General features: G+C 58.6%; 21 protein-coding genes. 5 read left to right on the top strand and 16 right to left on the bottom strand.

Going from position 1 to position 24,830, the window contains the following annotated elements; all coding sequences use genetic code 11:
• Positions 1–2: 2 nt before the first annotated feature.
• Entirely contained in the window at positions 3–359 is a 357-nt protein-coding gene (locus IEW65_RS15890) for a hypothetical protein (protein ID WP_188640434.1), read from the top strand.
• Between the two features lie 79 nt (positions 360–438).
• Positions 439–2,664: a heavy metal translocating P-type ATPase gene (locus tag IEW65_RS15885; protein ID WP_229755599.1), complete on the top strand. Its 2,226-nt coding sequence runs from the start codon at positions 439–441 to the stop codon at positions 2,662–2,664.
• Here IEW65_RS15885 and IEW65_RS15880 read toward each other — a convergent pair.
• Together IEW65_RS15880 and IEW65_RS15875 are read right to left on the bottom strand one after the other, a co-directional pair.
• Positions 2,582–2,878 (bottom strand): winged helix-turn-helix domain-containing protein, encoded by a 297-nt coding sequence (locus IEW65_RS15880; RefSeq protein ID WP_188640432.1) that lies wholly within the window; start codon positions 2,876–2,878, stop codon positions 2,582–2,584. The two genes, IEW65_RS15885 and IEW65_RS15880, sit on opposite strands and share 83 nt — an antisense overlap.
• 39 nt (positions 2,879–2,917) lie before the next feature.
• Positions 2,918–3,997: a PA0069 family radical SAM protein gene (locus IEW65_RS15875; RefSeq protein WP_188640431.1), complete on the bottom strand. Its 1,080-nt coding sequence runs from the start codon at positions 3,995–3,997 to the stop codon at positions 2,918–2,920.
• Between the two features lie 159 nt (positions 3,998–4,156).
• On the opposite strand from IEW65_RS15875, the gene IEW65_RS15870 reads away from it, so the two are divergent.
• Positions 4,157–4,720, top strand: coding sequence for a cysteine hydrolase family protein (locus IEW65_RS15870; protein WP_188640430.1), 564 nt, complete (start codon positions 4,157–4,159; stop codon positions 4,718–4,720).
• 6 nt (positions 4,721–4,726) lie between these two features.
• On the opposite strand, the gene IEW65_RS15865 is transcribed toward IEW65_RS15870, so the two are convergent.
• From IEW65_RS15865 to ptsP, 7 genes are all read right to left on the bottom strand, one after another.
• Positions 4,727–5,107: a gamma-glutamylcyclotransferase family protein gene (locus IEW65_RS15865; protein ID WP_188640429.1), complete on the bottom strand. Its 381-nt coding sequence runs from the start codon at positions 5,105–5,107 to the stop codon at positions 4,727–4,729.
• A gap of 45 nt (positions 5,108–5,152) precedes the next feature.
• Positions 5,153–6,427: a type II toxin-antitoxin system HipA family toxin gene (locus IEW65_RS15860; protein ID WP_188640428.1), complete on the bottom strand. Its 1,275-nt coding sequence runs from the start codon at positions 6,425–6,427 to the stop codon at positions 5,153–5,155.
• A complete protein-coding gene (locus IEW65_RS15855) occupies positions 6,424–6,681 on the bottom strand; it encodes a helix-turn-helix domain-containing protein (protein ID WP_074210730.1) in 258 nt (85 codons plus the stop codon). Before IEW65_RS15855 ends, IEW65_RS15860 begins: the two co-directional genes overlap by 4 nt.
• A gap of 247 nt (positions 6,682–6,928) precedes the next feature.
• Positions 6,929–8,596 carry a glucose-6-phosphate isomerase gene (pgi, locus tag IEW65_RS15850; protein ID WP_188640427.1) on the bottom strand — a complete coding sequence of 556 codons (1,668 nt, stop codon included), beginning with the start codon at positions 8,594–8,596 and terminating at the stop codon, positions 6,929–6,931.
• 230 nt (positions 8,597–8,826) lie between these two features.
• A complete protein-coding gene (locus tag IEW65_RS15845; protein ID WP_188640426.1) occupies positions 8,827–10,563 on the bottom strand; it encodes a PTS fructose-like transporter subunit IIB in 1,737 nt (578 codons plus the stop codon).
• Positions 10,560–11,531 carry a 1-phosphofructokinase gene (gene pfkB, locus IEW65_RS15840; protein ID WP_188640425.1) on the bottom strand — a complete coding sequence of 324 codons (972 nt, stop codon included), beginning with the start codon at positions 11,529–11,531 and terminating at the stop codon, positions 10,560–10,562. The genes IEW65_RS15845 and pfkB overlap by 4 nt, the downstream gene beginning before the upstream one ends.
• Positions 11,531–14,401: a phosphoenolpyruvate--protein phosphotransferase gene (gene ptsP, locus IEW65_RS15835; RefSeq protein WP_188640424.1), complete on the bottom strand. Its 2,871-nt coding sequence runs from the start codon at positions 14,399–14,401 to the stop codon at positions 11,531–11,533. The genes pfkB and ptsP overlap by 1 nt, the downstream gene beginning before the upstream one ends.
• 237 nt (positions 14,402–14,638) lie before the next feature.
• Between ptsP and cra the strand changes: the two genes are divergently transcribed.
• Positions 14,639–15,613, top strand: a complete 975-nt coding sequence (cra, locus tag IEW65_RS15830) for a catabolite repressor/activator (protein ID WP_188640423.1) — start codon at positions 14,639–14,641, stop codon at positions 15,611–15,613.
• A 17-nt stretch (positions 15,614–15,630) separates the two neighbouring features.
• Here cra and IEW65_RS15825 read toward each other — a convergent pair whose 3' ends face one another.
• Together IEW65_RS15825 and pyk are read right to left on the bottom strand one after the other, a co-directional pair.
• Complete coding sequence (locus IEW65_RS15825) at positions 15,631–16,107, bottom strand: methylglyoxal synthase (protein WP_188640422.1); 477 nt, start codon at positions 16,105–16,107, stop codon at positions 15,631–15,633.
• A gap of 54 nt (positions 16,108–16,161) precedes the next feature.
• Positions 16,162–17,628, bottom strand: a complete 1,467-nt coding sequence (gene pyk / locus IEW65_RS15820; RefSeq protein ID WP_188640421.1) for a pyruvate kinase — start codon at positions 17,626–17,628, stop codon at positions 16,162–16,164.
• A gap of 246 nt (positions 17,629–17,874) precedes the next feature.
• On the opposite strand from pyk, the gene gap reads away from it, so the two are divergent.
• On the top strand, positions 17,875–18,879 hold the full coding sequence (gene gap / locus IEW65_RS15815; protein WP_188640420.1) for a type I glyceraldehyde-3-phosphate dehydrogenase: 1,005 nt from the start codon (positions 17,875–17,877) through the stop codon (positions 18,877–18,879).
• A gap of 25 nt (positions 18,880–18,904) precedes the next feature.
• Here gap and IEW65_RS15810 read toward each other — a convergent pair whose 3' ends face one another.
• From IEW65_RS15810 to IEW65_RS15790, 5 genes are all read right to left on the bottom strand, one after another.
• A complete protein-coding gene (locus IEW65_RS15810) occupies positions 18,905–19,936 on the bottom strand; it encodes a LacI family DNA-binding transcriptional regulator (RefSeq protein ID WP_188640489.1) in 1,032 nt (343 codons plus the stop codon).
• A gap of 198 nt (positions 19,937–20,134) precedes the next feature.
• A complete protein-coding gene (locus IEW65_RS15805; RefSeq protein ID WP_188640419.1) occupies positions 20,135–21,241 on the bottom strand; it encodes an ABC transporter ATP-binding protein in 1,107 nt (368 codons plus the stop codon).
• 66 nt (positions 21,242–21,307) lie between these two features.
• On the bottom strand, positions 21,308–22,924 hold the full coding sequence (locus tag IEW65_RS15800; protein ID WP_188640418.1) for an alpha-glucosidase family protein: 1,617 nt from the start codon (positions 22,922–22,924) through the stop codon (positions 21,308–21,310).
• Between the two features lie 65 nt (positions 22,925–22,989).
• Positions 22,990–23,832 carry a carbohydrate ABC transporter permease gene (locus tag IEW65_RS15795; RefSeq protein WP_188640417.1) on the bottom strand — a complete coding sequence of 281 codons (843 nt, stop codon included), beginning with the start codon at positions 23,830–23,832 and terminating at the stop codon, positions 22,990–22,992.
• Positions 23,832–24,827, bottom strand: a complete 996-nt coding sequence (locus tag IEW65_RS15790) for a carbohydrate ABC transporter permease (protein ID WP_422822624.1) — start codon at positions 24,825–24,827, stop codon at positions 23,832–23,834. Before IEW65_RS15790 ends, IEW65_RS15795 begins: the two co-directional genes overlap by 1 nt.
• Positions 24,828–24,830: the final 3 nt, after the last annotated feature.

Raw genomic sequence — 24,830 nt, 5'->3', positions numbered from 1 at the left:
CCATGTCACCTTTACTCGAGCGCTTGAGGTTGACGCATCCTATCCACTTCGTGGTGGGCTTGACCGTGTGGTGCATTTGGTTCATCGCCGTTTATGGAGGCCACGCCGTGGCCTGTGAGGTGGCGGCCCCTGCTACGGAGCGTGGCGTGTTCACGCTGCTCAATGGCTGGATGCTGCTGCTGAGTATTGTCACAACCGCTCTGCTGGCGGCGCTTACCTGGTGGTGCTGGCAAGCTGGCCAGCTCCACCAGGGGCGCGCACGTTTCAATGCCGTGGTCTCGGCGGGGCTGTATCTGTTCTCGGCGCTCAGCGTCGTGTTCGTGGCGCTGCCGATCATAGGCATTCCGCCTTGCGTGTAACGTGGCCTTGAGCGACGCATCGACCGCGCATGCGGCCCAACCTGACGGCCCGGAAGCACCGCTGTATACGCTGCACGGCATGTGGTGCACCAGCTGTGCGCTGGCGGTGGAAGGCGCGCTGAGGCAGCAGCCAGGCGTGCGGGACGTTAGCGTTCACTACCCGACTGCCACCGTGTGGGTGAAGGGTGAACCTGAGGCGACGGCGCTGGAAGCGCTGTCGCCCAAAGTGGCGAGGCTGGGCTATCGCCTAGCGCCGCTGGAAGACCTGCAGGACGCCCATGCTCGGCTGGAGCAGGAAAGCCGTTATTTGACTCTGCGCTTGATCGTCGGCTCGGTGTTTGGCATGTGGACCATGCTGGCCTCGCTGCTGATCTACGCTGGGGCCATGCCCACGGCCGCGCTGGAGAGCGTGCTGGCCTGGGTGTCGGGTGCCTTTGCGATACCCGTGGTGAGCTATGCCGGGCTGCCTTTTTACCGGGCGGGCTGGCGCACATTGCGGGCAAGGCGGCCCGGCATGGACGTGCTGGTGAGCCTGGGCGTCCTGGGGGCCGTGGTGGTATCGCTGAGCCTTCTGTGGCGTGGCTCGGTAGAGGTCTATTTCGATACGGCGGTGATGCTGATCGTTCTGCTATTAGTAGGGCGTCTGGTCGAAACGCTGTGCCGTCAGCGTGGTTTGAAAGCCTTCGACGCGCTGGCGCTGCCCGATACGTCGGTGTGGATACTGCATCAGGGGCAGGCCCAGGAAACCGCCATCGAGGAGGTCACGCTGGGCCAGCGCATCGCCGTGGCACCGGGCGACGTGTTGCCGCTGGATGGCACTCTGGACACCGACGGCTGGCTGGACACCGCCACGCTTTCCGGTGAAAGCCAGCCGCGCTTCGTGCGCGCCGGGCAGCCAGCGTATGCAGGCTGTCGCTTTATCGGAAGTGGCGGGCAGGGCGGCTCGCTGGAACTGACCGTGACCGCCACGGCGGGCCAGCGGCGAATGGACAAGCTGTGTGACCAGATGCGTCGCTTTCAAACGCAAAAAGGCGAGCTGCACACACTGGCCGAGCGGTTTGCCGCCTGGCTGAGCCCCGCAGCGCTGGTGTTGGCGGCATTGACCCTCCCAATTGCCTGGCTGATGGGCGTGGGGTGGGACGAGGCGAGCGTGCGCGCGCTCTCGGTGCTGGTAGTGGCCTGCCCCTGCGCCGTGGGCCTGGCCGTGCCGCTGGCAAGCCTGGCGGGCAGTAGCCAGGCCACCCAGCAGGGTATTGCGCTGCGCGACCCTGCCGCGCTGGAAGTGTTGGCCAAGGTGCGCTCGGTGGCGTTCGACAAGACCGGCACCTTGACCCAAGGGCAGCATCGCGTATTGCATGCGATGCTGCGTGATGGGGAAGACGAGGAACCGTTCCGCCAACAGCTGGCCGTGGCGGTCAGGCAGAGTGAGCATCCGCTGGCGAACGGACTGCGCCACTGGGCAAGCGGTGCCTCGCAGGCTCAGGTGGAGGTGCATGAAACGCCGGGGGCCGGGCAAACCGTCACCTTCGCCGATGGCCACACCTGGTGGCTGGGCAGCGCAGCGTGGCTAGCCCAGCAGGGCAACGAGATTCCTGGCGATGCACAGCACCCGGCGTATGGCTTTGCGTCTGAGGTGTTGGTGGCCGATGAACAAGGATGGCTGGCCACCCTGTACCTGGCCGACCAGCCTGTGCCGGATGCTCAGGCCACGCTTGCCCAGTTACAGGGTGCCGGTTACGTGTTGGCGCTGATCAGCGGAGATCGCCAGGGCCCCGTGCAGTGGCTGGGCCAGCGCGTTGGGCTACCGCGGGAAGCTTGCTATGCCCAGCGCTCCCCCGAGGCCAAGGCACGTTTGCTAGAGGCGCTGCCATCACCCACGCTGTACGTGGGCGATGGGGTCAACGACACGCTGAGCCTCGCGGCGGCGGCGGTGGGTGTGGCCCCGCTGCACGCCAGCGACGCTGCCCGGGAAGGGGCTGCTGCTCAGCTGCTATCACCTGGTATTGCGGGTGTCGCCAGGCTGTTGAGCGTTGCCCAGCGAACCCGTCGCATCATGGTACAAAACCTGCTGCTATCGGCGCTCTATAACACGCTGGCGCTGGGGTTGGTGGTCACCATGGCTATTCCCCCGCTGGTCGCCGTGCTGGCCATGGCCGCTAGCTCCCTTAGCGTCACACTCAACGCAGCGAGGCTGACCTGGGCCGAACCTGCTGCATCATGGCCTACTCACGATAGCCCAACGCCTCACCCAGCCGCTGAGCATGTTGCGTCACCCAGCGTGGGTCAATCGCGCCCCACTGCTTGATCACGTAGTGGCCGATGTTATGGCGCTCGCCGTCGCCTTTCTCGAACACGCACTCAATATCCAATTCCCCCAGCGATGTAATGGTGTCCTGGGCGGTGCGCCTTGGCATGCCGGTGGCGTCAATCAGGGCGGGCACGCTGGCCACGCCTTGGTCAATCAAGTAAGCCACATATAAACGGCGATAAAAGCTGGATTTTGTTTTGCTGAGCGACATAGAGAGGGCGTCTTCTTAGAGGGTTTGTATTCCAGCAGTCTAATCAAATAAATCCCTCTGTGCCCGGGGCGGGCGAAAATCGCGGGTATTCAGCCCCTGCTCTGTGCGGGGTTGCATGTTCCACTGGCGGCTAGCACGCTGAAACCGCTGCGCGATTAAGTCAGCAAATACCCCTTCTCCGCGAAAGCGCTTACCAAAGGCCGCATCGTAGGTTTTACCGCCCCGACACTGACGCATCAAGCTCATCACCTTGGCAGCGCGCTCGGGGTAGTGAGCCTCTAGCCACGCTTCAAACAGCGGCGCGACCTCGTGGGGCAGCCGCAGCAGCATCCAGGTCGCGGTGCGCGCCCCGGCACGGCTGGCGGCTTCCAGAATACGTTCGATCTCATGGTCGGTCAGGCCAGGAATAATCGGTGATATCAGCGTGCCCACCGGTATTCCTGCCGTATTCAGCTCACGAATCACTTTCAAGCGTGCCTGAGGCGATGCCGCACGGGGTTCCAGCGTGCGTTTTAGGCTGGCGTCTAGGCTGGTTAAGCTCACAAATACCCGCACCAATCGATGTTCTGCCATTTCTGCCAGTAGATCGATATCCCGCAAAATCAGCGTACTTTTCGTCACTAACGTCACCGGGTGGCGGCAAGCCAGCAGTAATTCCAGCAAACGACGGGTGGTTTGGTAGGTGGCTTCTAGCGGCTGGTAACAGTCAGTATTGCCGGAGAGGTTAATGGGGCGACAAACGTATTGGGGGTGGCAAAGCTCCTCTTTTAAATGCTCCACCAGCCCGCGGCGGGCGATCAATTTGGTTTCAAAATCCAGCCCTGGCGACAAATCCCAATAGGCGTGGGAGGGGCGCGCATAGCAGTAGACACAGCCATGCTCACAGCCGCGATAGGGATTAAGCGAACGATCAAAAGGTAAATCTGGCGAATTGTTCCAAGAGAGTGCGCTTTTACTGGCTTCCTCGCGTACTTCTGTTGCCAGTGAGGTAGAGGCTTCTTCCTGCCACCAGCCGTCATCCTCCGCCACGCTGCGGGTAGGGGCAAAGCGGTTATGCGGGTCGTAGGTTGCACCGCGCCCTTTATGCACGGTAGCGCGAGAGGGATCCAGTGATGTCATCTGCTACCTCGTACGTAGTATCAAGATATATGTTCATAAATACAGTATATGAGGTTTGCACAGTACCGCAACCAAGCGGGCAGTACAGCCACGACAGCGCTAATGGTATGTTGGGAAAAGAGGGAAGACTTACTCGGATGATTTCAGGGGAGGGCAGGTATGTCCGCGACGACGAATCAGCGTGCGGCACTGATCATTATCGACATGCAGCAGGGCATGGCGACTGTAGAGGCAGGAGAGCGCAATAACCGGCATGCAGAAGCCAACATTCAGCGGCTGCTAGCCACTTGGCGGCAAAGCCAGCAGCCAGTGGTTCATGTGCGTCATCTCTCTCGCTCACCCGAATCGCCCTTTTGGCCTGGGCAGAGCGGCGTGCTGTTCCAGCCTGCGCTTGAGCCACTCGCCACCGAGCCTATCGTCGATAAAAACGTCCCCGATGCGTTTACGCACTCGGGGTTAGAGCGCTGGCTACACGCCCGTAGCATCCATCAGCTGGTCATTGTGGGCGTCAGTACCAGTAACTCGGTTGAAGCCACCGTGCGTTCGGCGGGGAATTTAGGCTTCGATACTTATATGGTGAGCGATGCCACCTTCACGTTCGCAAAACGAGATTACGCCGGTACCTATCGCACTGCCGACGAGGTGCATGCGATGTCGCTGGCGAATTTAGACGGGGAGTATGCGGAGGTTGTGAGTACAGAAGAGGCATTGGCCCTTCTGTAGATCGTTTTACCACTCTCCGCTCTTGACCAACGACGTTGCCTCAACCGTTGGATTGTAGATATAGCACCAAACATCGCCATACTGTGTTGCCAACACAGTCCTGTCGTACATCCCTTCTGCGGGGGAATGATGCAGGTAATCTTCTAGCTCATCCAGCCGCGCTAGCTGTTCAGCGTTAATGGCATACACCTCCACAGTAACGCCTGTAGAAGGCATGAGCTTAGCGCCTGGGTAGGGGCCAAGGTCGTAAAGCGTGATCTCTGTTAAACGGTCTTGGCCCAACATGTCAGCGCCGTTTAACCAATGATGATTGCGATGGCCGTGCTTTAATGTGCCGTATACCGCTACTCGCGGGCAGCGTTGGATGGCTTGGTGAAGGTGTTTCATTCGGTTGCTCATCTTGATTATCGAGTGTCTTGCAAGAGGGTGACGTTACCAGAGCGCCGCTTTCTTGCACTGTTTTACAATGTGGTGGCGCTGTTGTTGCAAGCGTAACCAAGCATGATCGGGTAATCCTGCCTCTAGCAGTGCTTGCTGCATCTCTTTTGAGCTGGCAAATCGAAGCAGTAACTCTTGTAGATGTTTAATCTCTCGCTTGATGAACGGATAGCTAAGCTGGCTCTGCTCAGCTAGCAGTTTCCAGTCACGAGATAAAAGCTGCATGGCGTTATTTTGGTTGCCGATAGAGAATGCCAGCCTCGGGTCATACCCTAAAACAACGGTACCTACCAAATCGTAAGCGGGAGCAATACGCCATTTGCCTTTTGCGTCTTGTAGTAGTGATACGTTTTTTGCGTGGCCATCACTATTACCCACTAGCACGTTAAAAATTTGCCAGCGGAGTAGCTGTTGTAATGAGTGTGCAGGAGGCTTACATACATCACGTAACAGCTGAAAACAGTCGGCTAGAGTTGGTCCACCGTGCTCTTGATACTTTTGCGTACGTGACATACCCATTGCTTGGCATAAATCTTCCTGGTGGATGCGCTGTAGTGAGTCGTTTACCCATGCTCTATCGTAACGCTCTACAACCAGTAGGGGATGCCGCCCTGCATAACGTACTGAGGTGGAGGGACACTCAATACCGACGAGCGTTGCCAGCGTGTTGAGGTAGAGTTCGTTAAAAATAACGTGGTCGCGCCCATCTACTGCAAACTTAACGATATGTGAGGAAGGAGCAGTGCCTTGAGGCAAATAAAAAGTCTCATCACGCCAGATGACGGGTATTTTGTCCTGTGCGCCCGCCAGTGAAAGACGTGGCTTGGGTGCTTGTTGTGACTCTGCAAATAGCGCATAGCGTTGCTTAAAAGCCGCCCACTCATTAAGCCTTTCTTGTGAAAGGGGCGTATCACAATCCTGGCGATTAGAAGGTTCTGGTGTTTGATGAGGCGGCAGGATCGATAGTGCTCCAGCGCAATCCCCACCAATAGCGGCAAGCAGAGAGAAGTCGTCATCAGGAATGCCTAGTTGGCGAATAATAGCAGCGCGCGCCTGCTCTTCAGGCAGCAAGTTGCCAAACCAGTGATGGGCGGTCAGCGTTTCGGGCAGCCATGTTCGTTGGCTTAAAGGAAGGCTATTGGAAATTGCTTGTCCGCTAGCTTGCCACTCCTCGTCATATTCAAAGCCCATGAGACGGCCATCTAAACCGCGCCAGAGAGTGCCTACTCGCTGATGGTTTTGCCAAACGATAAGTTGATCAGCTGTCATAGATCACTATCCATTGGCTGGGCGAGAAGCTCAATGCCAAGTGTTTCTAACACGCGTAATACTCTTCCTATGCCACATGTATCACGGCCGTTTTCTAGTTCACTTAAAAAACGGATGCTGACACCGCAAAGTCCAGCCACCGTCTCTAGTGTCAGGTGTTGGCGTTTGCGGGCTTGACGAATTAACAAGCCGAGACTCTTGGCGGATTCAATCGAGTGAAGGGGCGTTTCCGTCGTTGCTGGCAGGGTACGCATACGCGCTCCATTTTCCCCATAAGGAAAATTTCAGGATTAAAACAGATATACTAGCTGATCTTTCCCTATAGGGAAAATAATGCGTAGGACGATCGAAAAGAGAGGTCTTTATCCCTATAGGGAAATAATGAGCAGGTAGATGTTTGCTACTCACCCGCCGAGTTTTGAAGTGAAGCTAGGGAAGCCAAGGTGCAAAAAAGGTACCCCCACAGCAGTGGGGGCTCCGACTAGCTAATATTGCGTTAATCTAACGCTTCTTCCGCACCGGTTTTTTATCACTGCTCGCTGGCTCTGAATGTTGGGTTTGATGCGCCGTGCTGGGAAAGTGGGCGCGCACCAGTTCCAGAAGCCCCTGGGTGGAAGCGTCGAAGTCGGCGGCGTTGGCGTCGATGCGCTCGCTGATTTCACCGGCGATGCGCTTGCCTAGCTGCACGCCCCACTGGTCGAACGAGTTGATGTTCCAAATCACGCCCTGCACGAACACTTTGTGCTCGTAGAGCGCAATCAGTGCGCCCAGGTTTTTCGGCGTTAGCTCGTCGAGCAGTAGGGTGCTGGAGGGGCGGTTGCCGGGGCAGCTGTAGGGGTCGAGCTGGCTAAGCTCTTTGCTGTCGCCTTGGCTGCCTTCCATAAAGGCGTTGGCTTGGGCCAGCATGTTGGTGAGCAAGGCGAAGTGGTGGTCTTCCACACCCGGTTCCGGCTTGAGCGAGGCGATAAAATCGATCGGCACATAGCGGGTGCCCTGGTGCAGCAGCTGGAAGAAGGCGTGCTGGCCGTTGGAGCCGGTTTGGCCCCACACAATCGGGCCGGTTTTGTAGTTCACCGGGTGGCCGAAAATATCCACCGACTTGCCGTTAGACTCCATATCCAATTGCTGCAGGAAAGAGGGCAACTGGTTGAGCGCTTGGTCGTAGGGCACGATGGCCTGAGTTTCTGCGCCGATAAAGTTGATGTACCAGATGCCGATCAGCGCCATGAGGACCGGCATGTTTTGAGCGAAAGGCGCTTCGATAAAGTGGCGGTCCATCTCATGGGCGCCTTCCAGCAGCTCGATAAAGCCTTCAAAGCCAATCGAGAGCGCAATGGGCAAACCGATGGAAGACCACATGGAGTAGCGGCCGCCCACCCAGGCCCAAAACTCGAACACATTCTCTTCGCGAATGCCGAACTCCATCGCCGCTTTGCGGTTAGTAGAAGCGGCAATAAAGTGCGCGCCCACATCCGCGTCTTCTCCGGCGTTTTCCAGGAACCAGCGCCGCGCGGTCTTGGCGTTGAGCAGGGTTTCCTGGGTGGAGAAGGTTTTGGTAGAGACGATAAACAGCGTGGTGGCAGGGTCTAACCGCGACAGCACTTTCTGAATATGGGTGCCATCCACGTTAGAAACAAAGTGGAAGTGCAGCTCCGGGTGGCGGTATTTCAACAGCGCACGCACTGCCATGTTGGGGCCAAGGTCCGAGCCGCCAATGCCGATGTTGACTACGTCTTTAATGCGCTGGCCGTTATAGCCTTTCCACTCGCCGCTACGCACCGCTTCCGAGAACAGCTTGATCTGCTCGCGGGTGCGGGTGATTTCTGGCATCACGTCTTCGCCGTCCACATACACCGGCTCGTCGCCCAAATGGCGCAGGGCGGTGTGGAGCACCGGGCGGTTCTCGGTCACGTTGATAATATCGCCCGAGAACATCTGAGCGCGGCGCTGCACCAGGGCGGAGTGGTCGGCTAGCTCAATCAGCTTGGCCAGCACTTCATCCGATACCTGATGCTTGGAGTAATCCAGAAAGAGGCCGCCGACGCGCAGGCTCATTTTTTCAAAGCGCTGTGGGTCACTCGTAAAATAGTCACGAATGCGGTCGTTGGCGGTTTTATCGCGCAGGCGTTCTAGGGCCTGCCAGGTAACGCTGCGAGTGAGTTGAAACATAACGGGCGGTCCTATTGTTTTTACATCGTTATCACTGACGAGGGTCAGGGCACTGCCCCTTTCGTCGCTGTTATTTATGTAAAAATACTACATATTGAGCTGCTTGAAACAATAATCAGCGATTAATGGCAAGAAAATTAGTTAATAAAACAGCGAGGTGGTAGGCAGCTCAGAGTGGCTGCCCAGCAAAAGCAAAAGGGCGAGATTGCCTCGCCCTTAGTGTGCAGCGTTTAGCTGGCAACGGCTACTTGGGCAGCACCACGTTTGATAAACGCGTAGCCCAAGCCGGTGATCAAAGAGCCCACAATGATCGCGCCGAGATAGAGCAGGGCAGGCGTGATGGCATTGGGGATCAGGAGCACAAAGATGCCGCCATGAGGGGCCATGAGCTGGGCGCCAATCAGCATAGAGAGCGCACCGGTCACGGCACCCCCAGCAATACAAGCAGGAATCACGCGTAGCGGGTCTTTCGCTGCAAAGGGAATCGCCCCTTCACTGATAAAGCACAGGCCCAGCACAAACGAGGCTTTGCCAGCTTCCCGCTCGGGGGCAGAAAACTTGTTGCGGGCTACAAAGCTGGCAATGCCCATGCCAATGGCCGGTACCATGCCCGCTGCCATAATAGCCGCCATGGGCGCATAGGTTTGTGATGCCAGCAGGCCCACGCCAAAGGTGTAAGCCGCTTTGTTCACTGGGCCACCTAGGTCAAAGCACATCATGGCACCCAGTAGAATCCCCAGCAGCACCGCATTGGTAGACCCCATAGAGGAGAGGAAGCCAGTCAGGGCGGCCATAATGGCAGCCACGGGTTCCCCAATCACGTAGATCATGGTCAGGCCTGTGACTAGGCTGGCCACAAAGGGAATAATCAGAATGGGCTTGAGGGATTCGATGCTCGCGGGCAGCTTAACGTACCGAGTCACGGCCAGTGCCACGTAGCCGGCCAAGAAGCCGGCCAAAATACCGCCGATAAAACCAGCATCAATATTGGCGGCCAGCATGCCGCCAATCATACCGGGAGCGATACCGGGGCGGTCGGCAATGGAGTAGGCGATGTAGCCCGCCAGCACGGGAATCATCAGGGCAAACGCGGTACCACCACCAATTTGCATCAGCGCGGCGGCAAGCGTTCCCTCTTCCTGGAACGCTTCGATACCAAACACGAACGAGAGGGCAATTAACAAGCCGCCCGCCACCACCATGGGCAGCATAAAGGAAACGCCGGTTAGCAGGTGTTTATAGACGCCTTTCTCTTTCATGCCTTTCTTGGCCGATGCGCCATTGGCAGCGCTAGTGCCATCCTCCACTACAGCGTCGGTAAAGGCGGCTTCAAGCGTCGGGCGCGGCTTTTTTAGGGCGTTACTGGTAGACGTACGATAAATACGCTTACCCGCAAAACGAGAGGGGTCCACTTCGATATCGCAGGCCAATACGACTACGTCAGCGGCGGCGATCTCATCTTCAGTGAGTTTGTTTTGCGCACCCACCGAACCCTGGGTTTCCACGCGAATTTGGTGGCCCATCGCTTTGCCCGCTTCGGCTAGCGCTTCTGCGGCCATAAAGGTGTGGGCAACGCCGGTGGGGCAGGCGGTGACGGCAACAATCTTTTTAACGCCTGCGCTGCTTGCCGGGGTAGCCGCTGTGGCTGCCGGAGCGCTGAAAATCGGCGCTTCCCGCTTGGCCTGGCTTAAAAAGGCGCTGGGGTCGGGCAGGGCGCTGGCAATGGGGGCCTGGAACAGCCGCTTACCTTCGAAACGTTCTGGAGCGGGCACGTGGTCGGCGGCTACAACGATCAAGTCGGCGTTAGCAATCTGCTCGGCGCTGGCGGCTTGCAGCGGCGCAATCTCGCCGTGCATTTCCACATGAACGTTCCAGCCTAGCCGAGTGGCGGCTTGTTCTAAGCGCTTGGCGGCCAGGAAAGTGGTCGCCATGCCGCTGGGGCAGGCGGTAATCAGGATTAGGTTCATCGCGTGGCTCCCTCGGTGTGGGTGTCGTCAAGACGCCGTACCCGGGTCTGTTGTTGGAGTGAGTCAAAATCATCGGCGTGGGAAGTGCCCACACCAACATGGCGTACCGCTTCGGAAGACAGCGCCGTCGCGAAGCGAAGCGTTTCTTCAGGCGAGTGTTGGCTTAGCAGCCCATGGAGCATGCCCGCCACAAAGGTGTCACCCGCGCAAACGGTATTGGTGGCGGTGACGGTGGGTGGCGTGGATTGCCAAGTACCGTGCTGGCTCACCCATAGAACGCCTTCTGCACCTGCTGAAATTAGCGCGTGTTCGATACCGCTGGCGTGCAGCCGTTTGGCGGCAGCTTGGCGCTGCTGGTCGCTATCAAGCGCGCTGCCCGCCCAGTCGGCCAGCTCGGTTTCGTTCGGTTTCACGGCAGCAGGCTGCGCGGCAATCGCCGTGAGCAGCGCCGGGCCGCTGGTGTCTACCCAGAGTGGTACTCTGAAACCTTTTACGAAGGTGAGCAGCTCGCCAAAGGTGGGCTGGTCGATGCCGGGAGGCAGGCTGCCTGCGACCACCACGGCTTGAGGCGGCGCGCTACTTTCAAACAGGCCGCTGAGCGTGGTACGTAAAGCAGCCAGGTGGGAAGCTTCGATGGGCATGCCGGGGCCGTTGATATCGGTCACGCGGCCGCTCTGCTCGGCGAGTTTTGCGTTGATGCGCGTATTGCCCGGCACCCGTACAAAGGCATCTTCAACGCCGTAACGGGGGAAGGCGAGGCTGAAAGGAGCGTCATTCTCTTCGCCTAAAAAGCCGCTCACGATCACCTCGTGGCCCAGGCTTGCCAATACCCGCGCGACGTTCACCCCTTTACCTGCGGCTTCCAGCTGCGCGCCGGTGGGGCGGTTGACGTGCCCCAGCGTCAGCGCATCCAGGTTGAAAGCGAGATCCAGCGCTGGGTTCAGCGTAATGCAGACCACACGTGCCATTAGCTGGCCTCCAGAGCATCGCGGACTTCGTCGCTGGTGGCTTTGCTCAGCGCTAGCTGGGCGCTGGCCTGGGCTTGGGCAAGATCAAACTCGCGCAGGCGGGCTTTGACCAGCGGGATTTGGCGTGCGCTCACCGAGAGTTCATCGACACCTAAGCCCACTAGAACCGGCACGGCCATGGCATCAGAAGCCAGCTCGCCACACACACCGACCCATTTGCCTTGTGCGTGGGCGGCTTCGACGGTCATTTGAATCAACCGCAGTACCGCCGGGTGCAGGCCATCGGCTTGGGCAGAAAGCTCCGGGTGGCCGCGATCAATCGCGAGGGTGTACTGCGTTAAGTCGTTGGTACCCACTGAGAAGAAGTCGACTTCGGCGGCCAACGTGGGCGCTAACAAGGCGCTGGAAGGCACCTCAATCATCACGCCAAGCTGTACGTCAGTGGCTCGCTGCTGGGGGGCGATCTCTTTGAGCAGACGGTCATAGATCGCCTTCGCCGCGCGGAACTCGGCCACGTCTTTAACCATCGGCAGCATGATGCGCAACGGTTTACCCACGGCGGCCATCAGCAGGGCGCGAATCTGGGTTTCCAGTACTTCTGGTTGGGTCAGCGCTAAGCGAATACCGCGCAGGCCCAGGAAGGGGTTGTCCTCCTGGGGTACCGGCCAGTAGGGCAGCGGCTTGTCGCCGCCCACGTCCAGGGTGCGGGCGACGAGCGGGCGACCATTAAGCGCATCGGTGGCTTCACGGTATTCGGCGATTTGCGTAGCGAGATCCGGAGCGCTGGAGTAGGCCATGAACAAGAACTCGGTGCGCAGCAGGCCGACCCCTTCCGCACCGCGCTCTACCGCATCGGCGGCGTGGGCGGTGTTGCCGAGGTTGGCAGCCACTTCCACCTTGTGGCCGTCGCGGGTTTGCGCTTGCTCAAAGCGCAGCTCCCAGGCATCCGCTTCTCGCTGCTGCTGGTCGAGCAGCTGCTGTTCGGCTCGGCGCAGGCGCTCCTCGGAAGGTTGCGAGGTCACGCGGCCGCGTTCGCCATCCAGAATCATCATGCCGCCGTTATGCAGCGCCATCACTGCTTCACCGGCACCGACCACGGCAGGAATGCCCAGCGCACGGGCCAAGATGGCGCTGTGGGCGGTTGCACCGCCGCGAACAGTCAGCAGGCCGCGCACGCGGGAGGTGTCCAGGCGGGCCACATCAGAGGGGCCGATATCGTCCATTACCAGAATATAGGGATGGTCGGGCGGCTCGGGCAGGGTAACGTCGCAAAGCACGCCGAGCACGCGGCGGCCGACATCTCGCAGGTCGGCAGCGCGTTCGGCCAGCAGCCGGTCTGCCAGCATCTCTTGAGCGTGGGCGGCGGTGTCGATGGCTTCCCACCAGCCTGCTTCCGCCGAGCGCCCTTCGCGGATGGCGTCAATCGCCGCCTGGTGCAATTCGGGGTCGTCGAGCATCTCTTCATGCATGGAGAGAATGTCGGCTACTTCGCCGCCAGGGGCGTTGTGTACCAGCGCCTGCAGCTGGGCAGCACCCTCTTTGAGAGCGGCCTCTAAGCGTGCGATCTCTTGGGTGGGGTCGCTGGCATGCTCCGGGTAATCAAACTGCATCGGGCGAATAACAAATACCGGGGCAATCGCTAACCCTGGGGAGGCCGCCACGCCGGTGTGCGGCTTGTCGGCGGCCAGCGGCTCCACGGCAGGCTTGCTGGCGTTGGCGGCGGGCGTTGCATCGCGGCCACCGTCGAACGGGGTGACTTTTTCACCCAAGCCCTCTTCAACGGCGGCGGCAATGGCATCTAGCGCGGCGCTTGCCTGTTCGCCCTCGGCAGAGAAGATCAGCCACTGGCCGCGGCGTGCACCCAAACCAATCACTTTGGTCAGGCTGGCGGCGGATACCGTGGTGGCGCTGCCTTCTTCCAGGCGCACGTTGATCGGCATGGGCTGGGCACGGGCGATCTGTACCAGCTGTTTGGCCGGGCGAGCATGCAGGCCGTGAGGATTTAATACGCGCACGCGACGGGTTTGGGTGCTGGCGGTTTCGCCAGCCAGGGCCGCCAGGAGCTGGGCGCTGTTTTTGCCGACAAAGCTCTCGCTTTCACCGTTTTCTAGTACCGCCATGAGCTGCTCAAGCAGCGGCCTGTGGGCATCGCCGCTGGCGGCGAGGCAGAACAGCGCATGAACCGGATGGCCGCTATGCTCAAGCGAGGTGTCGGCGGGCGTCGCCACGCCCAGCGCGGGCTGGTTCACCCCTTGGGCGTGGCTGGCAAGCCATAGGCCTTTGCCCAGCCACTGGGGCTGGGCGCTGGCGACTGCACCGATAAAACCATTATCCACGCAGCCGCTTTGGCGCAGCCGCGCTGCCGCCGCCAGGGCCAGTTCCTGCGGGTCCCGGGCGGGAAAGTTAACACATAGCGTATCGGCATCCAGGCGCGGCGCTAATGACGGCTTCGAGAGCAGGCGGGCGACATCGGCGGCGGAGCTGGCGCTGGCCAGCTCAGTGGCTACGCCGTCGCGGTCAAGAACATGGGTCAGCTGGCGCAGAATGTCCAAGTGCTCGTCGTTTTGTGCCGCAATGGTGACCAGCACATGAACGGTATTGCCGTCGTGCCACTGTACCCCTTCAGGAAACTGCAGCACCCGCACGCCGGTGCGCTTAACGTGGTGGCGGCTTTCTGGGGTGCCGTGGGGAATCGCAATCGCGTTACCGAGGTAGGTAGAGGACTGCGCTTCGCGGGCGTGGAGGCCTTCGCGGTACTCGGCCGCCACCAAGCCAGCATCCGCCAGCGCGTTGGCGGCGCTATCGAGCGCAGCTTGCCAGTGGTCCGCATGGCGGTCGAGCAAGATGTCATCGGGGCCGAGTGTCAACATAGGGTTCTCCTGTAAACGCGGTCAGGCAACAGCAACGTCTGCGATTGGCGGCGAACATGCGCGCATAAAACGTTAGTCGTAGATCGTTGTGGTTAGCTGGATGAATCGTGTCACCTGTGTATAGTTGGCTATGCTGAATCGATTCACTTTTAGACACAAGGGTTGTCTTTTTAGACTTTGGTCTGAAGAGGGTAAAACGGCTGCTAAACTGCCGTCTTCATTTAGGGAGAAACCAGCATGACACTTGCCGATATTGCCCGGCTTGCCGGGGTTTCGCGCACCACGGCAAGCTATGTAATCAACGGCCAGGCTGAACAGCGGCGCATTAGTTCAGCCACCATCGACAAAGTCATGGCCGTGGTGCGTCAGCACCGTTATCACATTGACCCTCAGGCCGCTGCGCTGCGCCGTGGTGCTAGCCGCTTAATTGGCCTGATCGTGCCGGATTTGGAAAACATCAGCTATGCGCGCCTCGCTAAACGCTTGGAGCGCGGTGCTCGCGAGCGCGGCTACCAGCTGCTGGTGGTGAGTTCCGATGACTGCGCAGACAGCGAGCGCACGCTGGCCCTAGCGCTGCGGGCCCAGCGCTGCGAAGTGCTGATTACCGCCAGCTGCCTGCCAGAAAACGACACCTTTTACGCAGATTTAGCCGATGAAGGGTGGAGCGTGGTGGGCATGGACCGCGGCCTGACGCCCGAGCGCTTTGCCAGCGTGGTGAGCAATGATCATGAAGCGGCTTATGCGCTAACACGTTCGGTGATGGCGAATTCAACGCGATGCATTGCCTGGCTAGACGCCATGCCCGAACTCTCGGTTAGCCGAGAGCGCCGGGCGGGATTTTTTGCCGCGCTGGATGGGCTGGGAGTTGAGGCAGCCACTTTTAGTGGCGAGCGTTATGAGCGTGACGTAGGCGTTGAACTGGCTAAACAAGCCTTGGCGGTGGGTGAGGTTGATGCGTTGGTCACGGCCTCCTATGCGCTCATGGAGGGTGTGTTTGATGAGCTGCTCGCCCAGGGCGGGCTGCCAGAGACGCTGCGGTTAGCCACCTTTGGTGACCACCGCCTGTTAGATTTTTTGCCCCAGCCGGTCAATTCTGCGTTGCAGGATTATGACCGCATCGCAGAATTAACGCTGCAGTGCGCGCTGGGTGCGATGAACGGAAGCTACCAGTGCGGGCAGCAGGTGGTGGCGCGTCACCTGCGTACCCGCTAAGCGCAAGGCGCGCCCGGTTATACCGTGCGGGCCTGTGCCCAGGCGTTCGCGTCTGGAATCGACATATCGTAGCGCTCGCTTAAATAGGGCGAGGAGAGCAGAAAGTCGGCGCTAGCCGCATTACATGCCACCGGTACGTTCCATAGCGCCGCTAAACGCAGCAGCGCTTTTACATCCGGGTCGTGGGGCTGCGGTGCAAAGGGGTCCCAGAAGAAAATCAGCACGTCGAGCTGCTGCTCGGCAAGACGCGCCCCAATCTGCTGGTCGCCGCCCAGCGGCCCGCTCATTAAGCCTTCTACTTCTAGCCCCAGGGCGGTCTTCAGCCGCCCTGCGGTGGTGCCCGTACCAATCAGCGTGTGCTGGCTCAGCGTGTCTTGCCAGCGCGTCGCCCACTCCAGCATCTCGGTTTTTTTGCCATCGTGGGCAATCAGCGCAATACGCTTACGCGGTTGCAGCGTGCGCACGGCTTGGCGGGGTGGGTGGGCATCGTTCATGGCATGGCTCTCCTGGTCATTCGCTTATTATTGATAGTGCGGCGAGGCGGTTATTTACTCGGCGTCAACGGCCAGTACTTTCATGGTATTGGTGCCGCCGTGGGCATTCATATGGTCGCCGCGAGTAAGAATGACATGCTCACCTGGGTGTGCCAATCCATAGGCCTTCAGCAGTTTGATGGCTTCATGGTTCACCTCGGTGGGCTCCATGTGCGTGGTATCAAACGGAATCGAGACCACACCGCGATAGAGTGCCATACGGCGTTGGGCGATAGGGCTGTGGGCCAAGCCAACAATCGGCAAGCCTGAACGAATGCGCGAGGCAATCAGCGGCGTGTAGCCGGTGGAGGTCATGCAGGCAATAGCGCGCACGCCGGTCAGGTGGTTGGCAGCGTACATGGCAGAAAGTGCGATGGTTTCATCGATCCGCTCGAAGCCTTCATGAATACGGTGGCCGGAGGCTTGGGCGATGCGCTCGCGCTCGGCACCCAGGCAGACGCGGTTCATAGCCTCAACGGTTTCCACAGGATAGTCGCCCGCAGCGGTTTCGGCAGAGAGCATGACGGCATCGGTGGCGTCGAGAACGGCGTTAGCCACGTCGAACACTTCCGCACGGGTAGGTAGCGGCGACTCGATCATCGACTCCATCATCTGCGTAGCCGTAATCACCGCGCGATTCAGTGAGCGAGCATGCTTGATAATGCGCTTTTGTGTGCCAATCAGCGCTTCATCACCAATCTCTACGCCCAGGTCGCCACGGGCGACCATCACCGCTTCAGACGCTTCAATAATGGCGTCTAAGGTTTCATCGTTGGCTACGGCTTCTGCACGCTCCAGTTTGGCGACCAAGCCAATCTCTTTGCCTTCCTCGCCCAGTAGTGCGCGGGCTTCTTGCATATCGGCGGCGTGGCGTGGGAAGGAGACGGCTAAATAGTCCACGCCAATCTCAATGGCTGTTTTCAGGTCTTGCTTATCTTTATCGGTAAGCGCCGGTGCCGACAGGCCGCCGCCCTGTTTGTTGATGCCCTTATTGTTAGACAGCTTGCCACCCACGTGAACTTGGGTGTGCACTTCCTGCCCCACAATAGAGGTGACATCTAGCACTACGCGGCCATCGTCTAGCAGCAGCCGGTCACCGGGGGCAACGTCATCCACTAGCGCTTTATAGTCGCAGCCAACCCGCTCGGCGGTGCCGCTATTGGCATCCATTGCCATATCGAGCACAAACGCTTGCCCGATGTCTAAGTGGATGGCGCCTTCCTTAAAGCGGGAAATACGAATTTTGGGGCCTTGCAGGTCGCCGAGTGCCGCGACGCTGCGGCCTAAGCGCTGAGCGATCTCGCGCACCTCGGTCAGGCGGCGACGATGATCATCAGCGGAGCCGTGAGAGAAGTTCAGCCGCACCACGTCCACGCCTGCCTTAAGCATGGCTTCCAACACCCCAGGGCGGTCACTGGCAGGGCCAAGCGTGGCGACGATTTTGGTACGACGGAGGGGAGTGGGGGGAGCTGTGCGTGTCATGGTGGTGACTCCTGATGAGCAGCATGGGCTGAACAAAGCCCGGAAAAAAAGGGCCGATGAATCTTTGATTAAGTATTGGACTACGATAGCCTTTATATAGTAATTTTACTACATATTGGATAGTTATTAGCCTTTAGGGGCGGTTATGGCAGGTTAAAATCGGCCTATAGGTGCTTAAATACGTATTTTTAGTAATTTTTTTACTGGATACGCCATCTACGACCACTGCTTGATTGAGGTGCTACCATGACAATAAGAGTTGCCATTAACGGATTTGGACGGATTGGCCGTAACGTACTGCGCGCGCTGTACGAGAACGGCTACCGTGATCGCGTTCAGGTAGTTGCGATCAACGATCTGGGCGACCCTTCGCTAAACTCGCATCTGTTGCGTCATGACACGGTTCACGGTCACTTCCCGTTCGCGGTTGAACACGATGCAGAGAGCATCAGCGTGGATGGGGATCGTATTGCGATCTCTTCTGAGCGCGATCCGGCCAACTTGCCTTGGGCCTCTATGAACATTGACCTCGTCATGGAGTGTACCGGCCTGTTTACCAAGCGAGATGCGGCGGCCAAGCATATCGCTGCGGGCGCTAAGCGCGTGCTGATTTCTGCGCCCAGCCCGGATGCGGATGCCACCATCGTTTACGGTGTGAATGACGACATTCTGACCGCTGAGCACACCGTGGTATCGAATGCTTCGTGCACCACCAACTGCTTAGCCCCTGTTGCCAAAGCGCTGAACGATGCGGTCGGTATCGAGAATGGCCTAATGACCACCGTTCACGCTTACACTAACGACCAGAACCTGTCGGACGTTTATCACACAGACCCCTACCGTGCGCGTAGTGCTACCCACTCCATGATTCCGACCAAAACCGGCGCGGCGGCAGCCGTAGGCTTGGTATTGCCGGAGCTGGCGGGCAAGTTTGACGGCTTGGCCGTGCGCGTGCCGGTGATTAACGTTTCCCTGGTGGATCTAACCTTCACCGCGGGTCGTGACACCACCAAAGAAGAGATCAACGCGATTGTCGAGAAAGCGGCCGCGAACTCTCCGGTGCTGGCTGTTAACGCCCAGCCGCTGGTGTCTATCGACTTCAATCACGATGCGCACTCGTCCATCTTTGACGCCAACCACACCCGTGTAAACGGTCGTCTGGTGAAAATCATGGCGTGGTACGACAACGAGTGGGGCTTCTCCAACCGTATGTTAGATACCGCCATCGCGATGCAGAAAACCGCTAAATAACCCCTGCCACCATAGGGGCGGCTCTTTAAGGGCAGGTATCACCCAGCAGCAGCTCGGTTTTGAGCAGCTGCTGGGTTTTTGGTATTCGGCCCAAAATCATTTTGGCCGCTACGCGTCCTTTACCTGCGCTGTCCTGGCGTACGGTGGTTAAGCGTGGTGCCCGGTACTGCCCTTCGGCAATGCCGTCAAAGCCGGTAATTCGTAACTCCCCTGGGACGTGAATGCCGCGTTGCTCTGCTAGCGTTAGCGCGGTGAGCGCAATTCGGTCTGACATGCATAGCAAAAGGTCAGGGCGCTGCTCAGCGGGTAGGTCGATGATTTCGGTAATCACCGGCGAGCACACATCAAACACATTCTCTTCAATATTCCATAGCGGAATCGCGTCGGTATCAAAGCCATGCTCGGTGAGCGCCGCGTGAAACCCGGCTAGGCGCGCACGGCTAATGGTGCTGCTGTCCGGCAGCATCGTGTGCTCTTTGGTTACCCGGCCATTGCAGTGCTCTTTGGTTAAGCGCAGGTTGATAATGGCAGGCCGAAGAGGGCGCTGTTTAAGCGCATGGGTTGCCATCGCGTAGCTGGCGTCGCGGTCATCGATATGCACTGTAGGGCAGCCGTCAATATCAAAATCCACCGACACCAGCGGGCGCTGTGAAGGAAGCTCATTCAACAGCTTATTGTTGGGCATGAGCCCGTAAACGATAAAGCCATCGGCAATATTAGCTGAACCAGGTGGCTGGGAGGCGTGACCTCGACCGGGTAACAGCAGCATGGTGTGCCCGTGGGCATCGAGTACTTCGGCCACGCCAGAGAGAAACTCGCTGGCCACGGCATCGTTCAAGCTGTAGGTCAGGCTTTCGGCCAGAATTACCGCCACAATGCTAGACCGACCGGTGCGCAGGCTGCGGGCTTTGGCATCGGGGCCGCTATATCCTAGCCGCTTGGCTTCTTTGAGAATGCGGTCGCGCAGCAGCGGGGAGAGCTGGTCGGGGCGGTTGAAAGCGTTGGAAATCGTCGCGGTAGAGACGCCGAGTTCGAGCGCAAGGTCCTTTAGGGTCATTCGGCGAGGGGCGGTCACGGTGCTTCCTAAACAGGTGAAGAACGTTGGCAGAGAGAGTGCGTGCCTGCCTTATTTTATAGCGCAGGCTAATTATTTAATTGTCGCGCACAAGAATAACGGCCTTGGTGGTATGCCGACTACCCTCATCGTAAAGGTTGTCTCAACCGCCAAGGCCGCGCTGGGTCGTTCTTTGACTACTTACGCTGCTGAACGAGCATCTGAGAGCATGAGAGCAGCACCGCTCTCGTCAAAGAGGTGCACGTGCTCGGTATCCGGCACAAGCGATACCTGCTGGCCCTCTTTCCACTGGCTGGGGGCTTCGCTGCGGTGAATCAGTAGCGTTTTGCCCTCTTTCGGCTCTAGGTAAACGTATACCTCGTTGCCCAGGTACTCAACGTTCACGATATCAAAGCAGTTGTCACCCTGCGGCGCTTCCAAGCGCAGGTGCTCTGGGCGCACGCCGAGCGTCAGCGAGCTGCCTTGGGAGTAGCCATCGGCTGCTTGGGGCAGGGTTACGTCACCTAATCCTGCGACATTAACGCGACAGCCGTCAGTGGCACCGTTAAGCAGTTTGGCAGGCAGGAAATTCATGGTGGGCGAGCCAATAAAGCCTGCCACGAACTTAGTAGCCGGGCGTTGGTAGAGCTCGTGAGGGCTGCCTACCTGCTCAACATGGCCGCGGTTAAGTACCACGATTTTATCTGCCAGCGTCATGGCCTCTACCTGATCGTGGGTCACGTAAATCATGGTAGAACCAAGGCGGTTATGCAGACGGGCAATTTCGTTGCGCATCTGCACGCGCAGCGACGCGTCCAGGTTAGAGAGCGGCTCATCAAATAGCAGAATACGCGGCTCGCGGGCCATAGCGCGGCCCATGGCTACCCGCTGGCGCTGACCACCTGAAAGCGCTTTGGGTTTGCGGTGTAAGAGCTCTTCCAACTGGAGGATTTTAGCCGTGCTCATCACCCGCTCGTGGACAGTTTCTTTGTTGGTTTTAGCCAGCTTCAGGCCAAACGCCATGTTGTCGTAAACGGTCATGTGCGGGTAGAGCGCGTAGGACTGAAATACCATCCCCACGCCGCGTTCCCGAGGCGGTAACTCATTGACCACGGTGCCGCCAATGTTCAAATCGCCGTCGCTGATGGACTCCAGCCCGGCAATCAGACGCAGCAGGGTCGATTTACCGCAGCCGGAAGGGCCGACAAATACTACAAACTCGCCGTCGCCAATGGAGAGATCGACGTCTTTAATAATGTGATCTCGGCCAAATACCTTGTTGACCTTTTCAAGCGTAACACTTGCCATGGTAACTCCTTGCCGGCCTCAAGAGCGTCGCGGGCCGGCTATCGTTATTAACTGTTGTAGGCGGCTTTAGGCGACCTGCATAAAGGCGGCTTGATAAGCAGGCAGCGTGAGCGTGCTGCCATCTCGCGTAGCGGTAAAGTTGGCCACTGAGTGGTCACTGGCAACGTTAACCGGCAGCGTAGTGTGCTGCTCTTGCCCTGTCAGGTTGAAAACGCACAGTAGCGTTTCGTCGCCTTTTTGACGGGTGAAACCAAGCAGATCTTCACCCACATCCACCAGCGTTAAGTCACCATCAAACAGCGCTGGGTGGCTGCTGCGAAACGCCAGTAGAGCACGCACGCTATTGAGTGTGGCGTTGGGGTCGTCTTGCTGGCGGCTAACGGCCAAATCCAAATGGCGAGCTTCCATCGGCAGCCACGGCTCTACTGGGGAGAAGCCGCCTTGATCGACGTCGGTCCACGGCATGGGCGTGCGGCAGCCGTCACGGCCTTTGAATTCGGGCCACAGCACTTTGCCGTAGGGATCTTGAATGCGTTCAAAAGGAACATCGGCTTCTGGAAGGCCCAGCTCTTCACCCTGATAAAGGCACACGCTACCGCGTAGTGAGAACAGCATGGCCAGCATCACTTTCGGGTAGGCGTGGGGATCCTCTTCAGAGCCCCAGCGGGTCGCGCTGCGCACCACATCGTGGTTAGAGGTTGCCCAGCAGGGCCAAGCGTCGCCCGCCAAGCGCTGGAAGCGCTCAATCACTTCGCGCAGGTAACTGGCGGAGTGGGGCATGTTGAGCAAATCGAAGGTATACGCCATGTGCAGCTTATCGCCACCGGCGGTGTACTCGGCCATGCGCTCCAGCGGGTTGTCATCACCGATCTCACCTACCGTGGTGGTGCCGGGGTACTCATCCATCAGCGCGCGCAGGTCTTTCAGGAAGTCGAGGTTTTCCGGGCGGCTGAGGTCGTAGACGTGGCGCTGCCAGGTGTAAGGGTTCGCTTCCGGAGCGCCCAGGGTTTTGGCTTCGCCTTTGGGTACCGGCGGGTTGTCCCGCAGCTCGGCATCGTGGAAGTAGAAGTTGACCGTATCCAAGCGAAAGCCGTCGACGCCCAAATCCAGCCAGAAACGCATGTTGTCGAGCTGCGCCTGACGCGCTTCCGGGTTATGGAAGTTCACATCCGGCTGGCTGGTCAGGAAGTTGTGCAGGTAGTACTGCTGGCGGCGGGAGTCGAAGGTCCACGCTGAACCACCAAAAATCGACAGCCAGTTGTTGGGCGGCGTGCCGTCGGGTTTCGGGTCGGCCCATACAAACCAGTCGGCTTTCGGATTGGTGCGATCCTGGCGGCTCTCTTGAAACCAGGGGTGCTGATCGGAAGTGTGGCTAATCACCTGATCAATCATCACCTTCAGGCCCAGCGAGTGAGCTTTTTCCAGCAGCGCTTTGAAATCGTCCAGCGTGCCAAACATAGGGTCAACGTCGCAGTAATTGCTAACGTCGTAGCCGAAATCGAGCATCGGCGAGGTGAAGAAGGGCGATAGCCAAATACCGTCGACGTTCAACGACGCGACGTAATCCAGTTTCTCAGTGATGCCGTTCAGGTCGCCCACACCGTCGCCGCGGCTGTCTAAGAAGCTGCGCGGATAAATTTGATAAATAACGCCGCCGCGCCACCACATCATAGTGTCTTGCATGACTCATTCCTTAAAAAAGTGGCTGACGGATACACATCAGCCCATCAATATATTCGTTGCGTGGGTTAGCCTTTGACGGCACCCGCGGTCAGGCCCGACACAATGCGGCGCTGGAAAATAATCACCAAAATTACCAGTGGAACGGTGACCACCACGGAGGCGGCCATGATCGGCCCCCAGGGCAGCTCGTAGGCACTACCGCCAGACAGCAGCGCGATGGCAACCGGCACCGTACGCTGGGCATCGGTCAACGTGAACGTCAGGGCAAACAGAAACTCGTTCCAGGCAGCGATAAACGCCAGCAGCCCGGTGGTCGCCATGGCAGGCCACATCAGCGGCAGAAACACCTTGGTGATAGTGACCCAGGGCGTTGCGCCATCCATGATGGCGGCCTCTTCCAGCTCCATGGGCAGCTGCTTCATAAAGGTGGTGAGTACCCAGACCGTGAAGGGCAGGGTAAAGATGGTGTAGCTGAGAATCAGGCCCGCCGGGTTGTTGTAAAGATTCAGCGCGCGGATGACTTCAAACAACCCGGAAAGCACCGCCACCTGCGGGAACATCGAAACGCCCAGAATGACCAGCAGCACGGTAGAGCGGCCGCGAAAGCGTACCCGCCCTAGCGCATAAGAGGCGGTAATGCCTAACAGCAAAGCGATGAACACCACGCTGAACGCGACGATGATCGAGTTAAAAATCGCTCGCACAAAGCTCGATTGGCTGAAGATTTGCGCGTAGTTATCCAGGTTCCAGGTAGAGGGCCATAGCTCCACGCGGAACAGGTCACTGGAGGGTTTTACGGAGGTGATTACCGCGTAGTAAAACGGGAACACCGCATACACCATGATGACCGCGATAAGGGCCCAAAAACCAACGCGTTTAGCGATTTTGGCTAACTGACGACTATTCATCAGTCACCTCCCAATTGGATCTGTTTGCGGCCAAGGTAAAGGTACGCAATGGTGGCCAGGGCGATGATCAAGAACAGCAGCGTAGAGGCTGCGCTGCCGTAGCCGACATCCTGGAATTCCACCAACTGCTGGCGTGCATACACCGACATCGACATCGTGCTGGTGGAGTTGGAGGTCAAGACATAAATCACGTCGAACACCCGCAGGGCGTCCAGCAAGCGAAAGATCACCGCGACCATCAAAGCAGGGGTGATAAGCGGTAGGGTGACTTTGAAGAACACGCGTACCGGATGAATGCCATCCACTTCAGCGGCTTCGTAGCAATCTTTAGGCAGCATCTGGAGAGCGGCCAATACCAGCAGGGCAACGAACGGAATCGTCTTCCATACATCCACCATGATGACCGCCCACATCGAGTAGGTGGCGCTGGCGGTCCAGGCAATGGGGCTATCAATAATGCCAGCCACCATGAGGAGGTGGTTAATGATGCCGAACTGATCATTAAGCATCCATGCCCACATTTGGGCAGAAACAATCGTGGGGATTGCCCAGGGGATCAGTACCGCCGCACGAACAATCACGCGGCCTTTAAATTCAGCATTCAAAATAAGGGCGACAATGACACCGAAAACGACTTCTAAGGAAACCGATACCACTGCAAAGTAGACCGTGTTCCATACCGACTGCCACCACACTGAGTCGGCTAACACGCCAAACCAGCGGCCATCGTCGTAAACCAGATAGTTTTCAAAGCCAATCAGGTTCGCTGAGCCTAAGTCGGACAGCGACGCATCGGTAAAGCTAAGAAAGAAGGTCCGCATTAGCGGCCAGCCCGCCACCAGCGTTAAGGCAATGAGCATTGGAGCTAAAAATAGCCATGCCGCTTTAACCCGTTGGCGACGTACTTTGGTGCCACGCTGCCGCCGCACAGGCGGCATGGCGGCACGCGCCCCGAGGGGCGCGTCTTGGTGAGAGTGGTGAGAAGAGCTCGACATAGG

Origin of the sequence: Vreelandella lutescens (genome assembly GCF_014640815.1) — a bacterium.
GTDB lineage: Bacteria > Pseudomonadota > Gammaproteobacteria > Pseudomonadales > Halomonadaceae > Vreelandella > Vreelandella lutescens.
This window is presented reverse-complemented; position numbering and strand designations above follow the sequence as displayed.